The organism is Candidatus Symbiopectobacterium sp. NZEC135 (assembly GCF_025962695.1).
Genome location: NZ_JAGFPF010000991.1, coordinates 1 through 795 on the forward strand (window position 1 = coordinate 1; position 795 = coordinate 795).

Below are 795 nucleotides of genomic sequence, written 5' to 3' on the forward strand. Positions count from 1 at the left end.
GGTTAACATGTTTTTCACTGTCAAGCGTGCTCAAGGCCGCCAGGTGTTTAATACTGCTCACAGTATAATAATTAGGGTAATCAGCAGTTGCCATTTTTCGGGTTAAATATTCACTGAGTGGCATTCCCAGAAAGGTGTCAAACACCCAGTTTCTGATCACTATCGCAACTTGCTCACGCGAAAGATGCTCTCCTTTTTGACTTCCATATTCCCCTGAGGCACGGAGAATATGCCTGGCCACGATATCCATTCTGTGTAATGGCACTGAGTCACCCTCAATGTCCATATTAAAAAGCCAATGTGCAACCCCAGAGACCAGTTGCTCTTTAGATAAAGCACAATATTTTTCACTGCACGGTAACACCCCTTTTTTTCTCAAAAAATGGATGAGGTTTTCATTGTTTTTTCCATTATTCACCGAAGGCGTTTTTCGATGCCGGATAATAGGGTGTGTTGTTAGCACCTCAGCCGGAGGCATAGGGAAAAGAGGTGTTACTCCCGTTGCTGGCCGCGATGCCTTATCGAGCTGATTTATCATGCCGATGCTCAAGGTGACATGTTGCGGCACACCCTCTGGGCTGCGTGGCGTAACTGATTGTAATTCCGAACCGGTTAACGCCTTTGCGGTGCTCACCGTGCTATTAGACACCGTACTGAGTAATGATAAAAGCTGTAATAGCGCATGAGCTATACTGTGCCTGTCCCTATTTCCTGAATGTAATCCCGGCGTGCTGGCTAATCGTTTTACCTGCTCATCCTGTTGACGCTGATCCCCATATTTTTTATCTTGCTGAT

The 795-nt window shown here is 45.8% G+C and carries 1 protein-coding gene; it reads right to left on the reverse strand.

What is annotated here, in order from left to right; genetic code table 11:
- On the reverse strand, positions 1 to 795 hold a 795-nt coding region (locus tag J5224_RS31950; protein ID WP_264628981.1), incomplete at both ends, for a hypothetical protein.